At 61.1% G+C, this 7,777-nt stretch carries 8 protein-coding genes; all 8 read right to left on the reverse strand.

Going from position 1 to position 7,777, the window contains the following annotated elements:
- On the reverse strand, positions 1-219 hold a 219-nt coding region (locus tag A3754_RS12980; protein WP_369817617.1), incomplete at its 3' end, for an NfeD family protein.
- Positions 220-508: 289 nt separating this feature from the next.
- On the reverse strand, positions 509-997 hold the full coding sequence (locus tag A3754_RS12985) for a peptidylprolyl isomerase (protein ID WP_063520030.1): 489 nt from the start codon (positions 995-997) through the stop codon (positions 509-511).
- An 86-nt stretch (positions 998-1,083) separates the two neighbouring features.
- Positions 1,084-2,604 carry a BCCT family transporter gene (locus A3754_RS12990; protein ID WP_063520031.1) on the reverse strand — a complete coding sequence of 507 codons (1,521 nt, stop codon included), beginning with the start codon at positions 2,602-2,604 and terminating at the stop codon, positions 1,084-1,086.
- A gap of 184 nt (positions 2,605-2,788) precedes the next feature.
- Positions 2,789-3,775: a lysophospholipid acyltransferase family protein gene (locus A3754_RS12995; protein ID WP_063520032.1), complete on the reverse strand. Its 987-nt coding sequence runs from the start codon at positions 3,773-3,775 to the stop codon at positions 2,789-2,791.
- Positions 3,768-4,775 carry an MBL fold metallo-hydrolase gene (locus tag A3754_RS13000; protein ID WP_063520033.1) on the reverse strand — a complete coding sequence of 336 codons (1,008 nt, stop codon included), beginning with the start codon at positions 4,773-4,775 and terminating at the stop codon, positions 3,768-3,770. The genes A3754_RS12995 and A3754_RS13000 overlap by 8 nt, the downstream gene beginning before the upstream one ends.
- Positions 4,772-5,227: a chemotaxis protein CheW gene (locus A3754_RS13005; protein WP_063520034.1), complete on the reverse strand. Its 456-nt coding sequence runs from the start codon at positions 5,225-5,227 to the stop codon at positions 4,772-4,774. The genes A3754_RS13000 and A3754_RS13005 overlap by 4 nt, the downstream gene beginning before the upstream one ends.
- A gap of 76 nt (positions 5,228-5,303) precedes the next feature.
- On the reverse strand, positions 5,304-6,329 hold the full coding sequence (locus A3754_RS13010; RefSeq protein ID WP_063520035.1) for a chemotaxis protein CheB: 1,026 nt from the start codon (positions 6,327-6,329) through the stop codon (positions 5,304-5,306).
- Positions 6,326-7,777, reverse strand: a 1,452-nt coding sequence (locus A3754_RS13015) for a response regulator (protein WP_156496979.1), incomplete at its 5' end; no start/stop codon positions are given. The genes A3754_RS13010 and A3754_RS13015, both read right to left, overlap by 4 nt.

Consider the following 7,777-nt stretch of genomic DNA (forward strand, 5'->3'; position numbering starts at 1 on the left):
ATTGAGAACCCGGCGAACAAACACCAGCAGCAACAGGCTGGTAACCGCGAAAATAGTGAGTTCCCAGGTCGTGTCATCAATCAGGCCGAGAAATTTCAGGCTGCCGACCAGCAGGGCCGCGATGCCGAAAAAGATCACCACCAGGCCAGAGACGGCAAATTCGGCGATCATCAGAGCGAGCCCGGCGATAATCCAGTAACTGTATTCCGGCATATCCATACCTGTGTTCCTGTGCATTATTCTGATGCACAAAGATAGCACGTTGGTGACAGGTTCGTCGGTAGGAAATGGCTGAAAATGAGAGAGACGAGTTCAAAGTTGAAAGTTACAAAGCGCGAGAGGGCCATTCAGCAACCGTTGAAAGTTGTCGCTGCGGCTCAACACCGTGCGCTATTCAACATCTCCTGTTTTGGGCCTCGTTCTACTTTGCGGCGCGGCGCAGATGTCTGCCGGGTGTCTCCAGAACCTGCCCGCGCTTTTCAACTTTAAACTTTCACCTTTCAACGGGTTAGTGCTGATGGCCGCCCACGCCATGGGCGTGCTTGTGGGCTTTCTCGTCGTCGGTGGCATCACGGATATCGGTAATTTCCACCACGAAGCGCAGGGACTTGCCAGCCAGCGGATGGTTGGCGTCCACGTCCACGGTTTTCAGGCCCACTTTCAGAATGGTGAGCATGCGGGGGCCTTCGTCGGTGGAAACGGTGACCACCTTGCCCGGTTCCAGTTTGCCTGCGTGTTTCAGGTACTTGCGGGAAATGCGTTGAAACAGCTCGTTGTTGTACTCGCCGTAGGCGTCTTCCGGGCTGATGGTGACATCCACTTCATCGCCGCTGTTCTTGCCTTCCAGGGCCGTTTCCAGCCCCTTGATGATGTTGTTGTAGCCGTGCAGGTAGGCCATGGGCTCGCCGGTGTCCCGGGAGCTTTCAATTTCGCTGCCGTCATCGGCGTTGAACAGGCTGTATTGCAAGGTGACAACCTTGCCGTTTTCGATAGTCATGCAAGCCACTCCAGGGGGCAGAAAATGGGGAGCCGGGTGCGGGCCCAGGGTGGCAGCATTGTGCCGCCAGCCCGGGTCGCAGGCAATTATGCTTGTTGTTTGCGTAGCAGTTCGCCGGCCAGTGCCGGGCCGGTCCACAGGCTGGGCAGCAGAATCAGGGACACGGGCACCGCTGTTACCACGATAAATTTCTGCAAGGCGTCAATGCCGCCATCACCGATGCTGATCAGAATAGCGGCGCTGGCACCCATCATGATGCCCCAGAATACCCGTATGGCAGAGGGCGGCTCTTCCGTGCCGGTCATCACCACCGACACGCTATAGGTCATGGAGTCACCGGTGGTGGCCACGAAGATGGTGGTCAGCACCAGAAACAGGCCAGACAGCAAGGTACCCCAGGGCAGGGCCTGAGTGGTTGCCAGCAAGGCGGCGGGCAGATTAAAGCCTTCGAAGGGTTTGGAAATAATACCGGGCTGGGTAATTTCCAGGGAGATGCCGGTGCCGCCGACAATAGTGAACCAGAAGCAGGTCACCAGCGGGGCCACCAGGGCCACTACGCCGACCAGCTCGCGCAGAGTCCGCCCGCGTGAAATGCGTGCCACGAACAGGGCCATCAGCGGACCGTAGCCAATAAACCAGCCCCAGAAAAACACCGTCCACCAGTCCAGCCAGCCAGGATCTCCACGGAAGGTGGCCATGGGGAAAAACTCACCCAGGTAGGTGCCAAGTCCCTGCACGAAACCATCGATGATGAACGCGGTTGGGCCGGCGATCAGGATAAATGCCATCAGCGCAATGGCGAGCAATACATTGAAACGGCTGAGTATCTGGATGCCCCGGTTTACGCCGCTGATGGCGCTGATGGTGTAGATCAGCACCAACCCCAGAATAACGGCCACCTGGGTGCTGTAGCTGTCGGCGATACCAAACAGCGCATTCAATCCGAAGCTGACCTGCAGGCCGAGAAAGCCGATGGGCCCGACGGTGCCGGCCACCACGGCCAGTACACAGCAGGCATCCACAATCGCCCCGCCGGGGCCGTGCAGGATGCGCTCACCGAACACCGGGTAAAGCAGGGTGCGGGGCTTTAACGGCAAGCCCTTGTCATAGTGCAGCACCATCAGGGTGATGCTGGTCAGGCAACCGAGAATGGCCCAGGCAAGGAACCCCCAGTGCATGAAGCTTTGTGCCAGGGCGTTGGTGCCTTGCTCCAGAGGGCTGCTGGCTTCGCCAAACAGGGGCGGTGCCGATACAAAGTGGGCGATGGGCTCCGCCGCGGCCCAGAACACCCCGCCCCCGGCGAGCAGGGTACACATGATGATCGATACCCATTTGAAAGTGGACAGCTCCGGTTTTTCCATGCCGCCGAGGCGCACATTGCCCACCCGGCTGATGGCCAGATACAGGGAGATGAAGAAGGTGGCGAGCATGAGTAGCTGCCAATAGGCGCCAAACAACTTGGTGGACCAGGCAAAGCTGGTCTGTACCCAGGCGGCGGTTTGTTCAATATCCCAGAGGGACAGACCTACAAACAGCAGGATCAGGCCGCCGCTGAGAATAAAGACCGGTATATCGACGGCCTGGAAGGTGCGAGACAAGAAAGACATTGTGGTCTCCTGTGAGACGCGACCGGGACGCAGGCGTTGCTGCGGCGAACAAGGAGACCAGAACGGAAAACCCGGAAACTGCGGCCAGGACCTTGGGTCACAGGTGAATGGCGCGTTGCGCAAACGCATGAAACAGTGGGGTTATTCTACATGACCTTGCCGGTGGGCGGCAGCCGAGCCGCTGTTATGCGTCGGGATGCAGGCCCAGTGCCTTGCGATCTTTGCCGTTACGAATCTCGCCCAACAGGCGGTTGGATTGCCGGTACCAGTTACGCCGACCGCGTGGGCCCCATTTGAACCGTTTGTAGGTCCACTGGTACTGGCTCAGGTTGCGGTCAATGCAGCGCTGCAGGCTGCTGTTCATGGCGGTGAGAATATCGGTGGTGTCACTGGCCTGTTCGATGGCCGGGGCCTCTTCGAAGTGAAGGTGGATATCGTTCACTCCACCCTCGCCGCGAATGCAGGAAACGATAAACACATGGGGGCGGTAACGCTGGACGAGTTTGTCGATCAGCGCGGGAGTGGGCACGTCATAGCCGAAAAACGGCACCGAGGGATTGCTGCGGTTGCCCGGATTATGGTCGGAAAGAATACCCAGGGTGCCGCCGGCTTTCATGGCCGCCAGCGCTTTTTTGACCCCCTGACTGTTGGTGGGAATCAGTACCGAGCCGGTGCGCTCTCGTGCTGCCTTGACCATGGCATCCATCAGCGTGGCCGGGTGAGGCTGGTACATGATCAGGGTCTTGTCCCGGCTGCCCTTGTCGCCCACATACAGGTTACTGATTTCCCAGCTGCCTTGATGCAGTGACAGCATCAACACCGGCCGTTCGCTGGCGCAGGCATCGAGAAAGGCCTGCTCGCCGTGGATATGGGTAACCCGCGACAGGGTTTCTTCCACAGGCCGGTGCCATACATGGCTGAATTCGGTGAGCGTGCGGCCCAGTTCGCGCAGGCTCTGGCGGCCGATTTTTTTGGCTTCCGCGTAGGACATTTGCGGGTGGGTGGCCAGCAGGTTGATCAACACCACCCGGTAGGCGCTGGCATAGCGCAGCGGCACCAGGGTAATCAGGGTGGCAATGGCGGCACCGAATCCGGTGACCAGCGGCAAGGGAAGCCAGGCAAGCAGGCGGACCACCATCCACAGACGGCGGCCTGGGTATTGTTTATTCATGTGTCAGTTCAATGGTCAGGGTTTCGCCATGCTGCGGAACCCGAAAATGTGCGTGTTCAATGTGTTGTTCTGTCAGGGCTCGAGCCAGCGCTTTTGGCGGTGCATCCATGGGTTCGTCAGTAAGCACGAAGGTGCCCCAGTGCATGGCCAGGGACTGGCGCGCCTGAATATCCTGATGGATTTTCACCGCTTCCGCCGGGTTGATATGCACCGGCGACATGAACCAGCGCGGCTCGTAGGCCCCGATAGGTAATAATGCCAGATCTACCGGCCCGAATACCTGACCAATTTCGTTAAACAGCGGTGCATAGCCGGTGTCACCGGCAAAATAGAGGCTGAAATCCGGGAAATTCAGACGCCAGCTGCACCACAGGGTCTGGTTGTGGTCGTTGGGGCCGCGCCCGCTGAAGTGCTGGGCGGGCAGGCAGAAAGCCTCTACCTGGCCGTGGTAGTCGCTCTGCCACCAGCCCAGCTCGATGATCCTTTCCACCCCCAGCTTGCGCAGCCAGGCGGCGATACCCTGGGGTACGAACCAGAGAATGTCGCGGCCGAAGCGGGCCTGTAGTTGCTTTACCGATGCCTTGTCCAGGTGATCATAGTGGTTATGGGAGACCAGCACGGCATTGATATCGGGTAGCTGGTCAATGGTCAGCGCCGGCGGTACTGCCCGCTTTGGGCCGGCAAAAGTGAACGGAGAGCAGCGATCGGAAAACACCGGGTCGGTGAGCAGGTTCCAGCCCCGGTGCTGGAACAGATAGGTAGCGTGGCCGATCCAGGTGATCTGTGGGCGGTTGCCCGGCTGACGCAGCTGTTCCGGGTCCGGGGTGTGCAGGGGGAAGGACTGGTGGCCGGGAAAGCGCCCGCGCGATTCCCACTGCCAGCGCAGGAAGGCGCCGAGCCCGTGATGCGGAGTGGCAAACCGGTTGCGAAAGGCGTGCTTGCGGCGCTGGCTGGCGGGTTCCTCGGCGGCCAGCGCGGCTAGTCGCTGACGGTCGATCATGCCGGTTTCTGTAGCCCCGCCACGGCGCCCTCGATGGCGTCCAGATCCGGGATTACCGCCAGGTCGCCGCCCACCTGAATGTACATGGCTTCTGCCGGGCCGGTATCCACCGGCTCTTCCACCGGATCGTCCTTGGCCACTTTCATCAGGCGGGGAATCCCCTGCACGATCACCGCATAAAAGGGGGCCTGGTTGGCGACGGTATTGAGTACCGCGATGCGGGCATCCTGGCCGATGGTGACCTGGCCGGACTCGTTGAGTTTCTCAAACGACAGCAGCGGAATTTGCTGGTCGCGCCAGCTCAGCCAGCCCAGCAGCCATTCGGGACCATGGCCCGGGCGATCCGGCTGGCGCAATGGAATCACCTCGGCCACGATAATATTGGGCACCAGCCAGGGGCGCCCCTGCATGGGGATCAGCAGGCTGGAAATATCGGAGGGCAACTGCGCCATAGTGCTGTTCCTTTTCTTGTCATCATGTCGTCGCGGGCCGGTTGTGGCCGAGCGCGAGCCGTCACTGTTGTTGGTGCTACTGATGTTGCGGAAGCGGAGCCTGTGCCAGCTCCCTTCTTACCCGCTCCACCAGCTGCAGTGCAAGTTGTTCGGGGGAGCCATTAAAGCTGACGCAGCCGGTTTCCCGTACCGAGTCTGGCTGGCTGCTGACGGCACAGGTGTCTGCGCTTTGTGCCCACACCGGGCAGCCGGTGGCGGCCAGGCGCGGCGCGGCGATGGCGCCGTCGTTGCCCATGCCGGAAAACAGAATGGCGCCACAGGCGTTGCCAAAACCCTCGCCCACATGCTGGATAACCTGGTCGATTGAGGGCGCATAGGGGCCTTCCCAGGTCTCGCCGGTGGACTGGATACGGCCGTCGTGGCGAAAGCGCACGGCGTACTCTACCGGCACAATGGCCAGCTCGCCGTGTCGCAGGGCTTCCCCGTCCACACCGATCTTGCACTGGATCGGGTTATCCCGCCCCAGCACGCCGCACAGGGTCTCCAGAAAACTGCCGTCGATGTGTTGCGCCAGCACGAAGGCCACGGGCAGATTGGCCGGCAGGCAATCGAGAAACAGTTTCACCGCGGCCGGGCCACCCAGGCTGGCGCCCAGCACCCACACCTGCCGGGGGCGGTCGCCGGGGCGAATGGCCTGGAATTCCCGGGGTTGGGGGATGCGTATCTGGGGTGGTCGCTGGGGGATCACGTCCAGGCGCTCTTCCACGGCCGGTTTGCCGATAAAACTTACCAGTTTGGTGACCAGGCGCCGTTCCCATTTGGGGTAGCGAGCATCGGTGCGGGCCGGTGCCTGGCCATCACAGAACAGAATCGGTACCTGGGCGCGCTCCAGCAGGTCGTCGAGAAAGTGCTGCCAGCGGTCTTCGCTGGACAGGTCCACCACCCACAGATCCAGGGCGTCAGGTTCCAGCCAGCGGCCTTCCAGAGCGTCCGGTTCGGTGCTGACCAGTACCTGATAGCCCTGGCCCTTTACCGCACTGGATAGCAGGTGCCCCTGCAATGTGCTGTCGGCAATCACGCCGACACGGCCGGGCGCGGTCATCCGTTATCCGTTTCCTGCAGTTCACCCAGCAGTTCGCGAATGGTAGACAGCAGCTCGTTCTCCTGGAACGGTTTGCCCATGTAGCAGTTCACGCCAATGTCGAAAGCCCGCTCGCGGTGTTTCTCACCGGTGCGGGAGGTGATCATGATGATCGGTACGTCCTGCAGTCGGCTGTCGTGGCGTACATGGGTGGCGACTTCGAAACCGTCCATGCGCGGCATTTCGATATCCAGCAGCATCACATCCGGGCGAATATCTTCCAGCTTGGCGATGGCGTCGATGCCGTCTTTGGCGGTGACCACTTCGTAGCCATTGCGCTCCAGCAGGCGGGTGGTCACCTTGCGCACGGTAACCGAGTCATCGGTGACCATGACCAGCGGCGTGTCACGCTGCGGCAGCGCGTCTTCCTCTGGCTCCTGGGGCAGTGTCGGCACCACCTCGCCGGACGCCAGAGCCGTGGTCTGCACGTGGGCCGCACGGATCAGGGAGTGGATATCCAGAATGATCACCACGGAACCATCCCCGAGGATGGTGGCGCCGCTGATGCCGGCTACCGTGGCCAGCTGCGGGCCCACCGCTTTCACTACCACTTCGCGGGAGCCGACCAGGTCGTCTACCACGATGGCCACCGTGTGTTCGGTGCTGCGAATCAGCAGTACCGGCATGGGGGTGGTCTGGTTTTCCAGGTGTGGCACCCGGTTGCCGTGCACAAAGTGGCCCAGGTACTGCAGTTCGTAATCCTGGCCCACATAGGTGTAAACCGGGTTCTCTTCCTCGAAGTAGTGCTGCAGTTCGAACGGACTGATCCGCACGATACCTTCGATCTGGTTCAGCGGAATCGCGTAGGAGTCCTCCGCCGCCTTCACCATCAGGGCGCGGTTCATGGCCAGGGTAAACGGCAGGCGGATGATGAAGCGAGTGCCCTGCCCTTTACGGGAGTCGATGGTGACCGAGCCGCCCATCTGCTTGATTTCACTGGCGACCACATCCATGCCTACGCCGCGCCCGGAAATCTGGGTCACGGCGGCGGCGGTGGAGAAGCCGGCGTGGAAGATGAACTGCTGAATTTCCTGCTCGGAAAGTTGCGCGTCGGCGGCGATCAGGCCTCGCTCGATGGCTTTTTGGCGCACCGCATCGGTATCGATGCCTTTGCCGTCGTCGGACAGGGTGATGACCACCTCGCCCCCTTCACGACCCAGTTCCAGGTTGATGCGGCCGGTGCCGTCCTTGCCGGCAGACTGACGGCCTTCGCGGGTTTCGATGCCGTGGTCCACGGCATTACGCAGCATATGCTCCAGCGGGGCGACCACTCGCTCCATCAGGGAGCGGTCCAGTTCGCCTTCCGGGTTGAGCACATCGAAGTCCACGCGCTTGTCCACTTCGCCGGAAATCTGCCGAACGATACGACGCAGGCGCGGCGTAGGCATGGATGTGGTCGCCAGTGAAAT

The sequence above is a fragment of the Alcanivorax sp. HI0083 genome, assembly GCF_001635175.1.

Coding starts and splice junctions, on each gene's coding strand:
- A3754_RS12990 (WP_063520031.1), bottom strand. CDS start 2,604: ATGTCTTTCTTGTCTCGCACCTTCCAGGCCGTCGATATACCGGTCTTT.
- A3754_RS13000 (WP_063520033.1), bottom strand. CDS start 4,775: ATGATCGACCGTCAGCGACTAGCCGCGCTGGCCGCCGAGGAACCCGCC.
- A3754_RS12985 (WP_063520030.1), bottom strand. CDS start 997: ATGACTATCGAAAACGGCAAGGTTGTCACCTTGCAATACAGCCTGTTC.
- A3754_RS12995 (WP_063520032.1), bottom strand. CDS start 3,775: ATGAATAAACAATACCCAGGCCGCCGTCTGTGGATGGTGGTCCGCCTG.
- A3754_RS13005 (WP_063520034.1), bottom strand. CDS start 5,227: ATGGCGCAGTTGCCCTCCGATATTTCCAGCCTGCTGATCCCCATGCAG.
- A3754_RS13010 (WP_063520035.1), bottom strand. CDS start 6,329: ATGACCGCGCCCGGCCGTGTCGGCGTGATTGCCGACAGCACATTGCAG.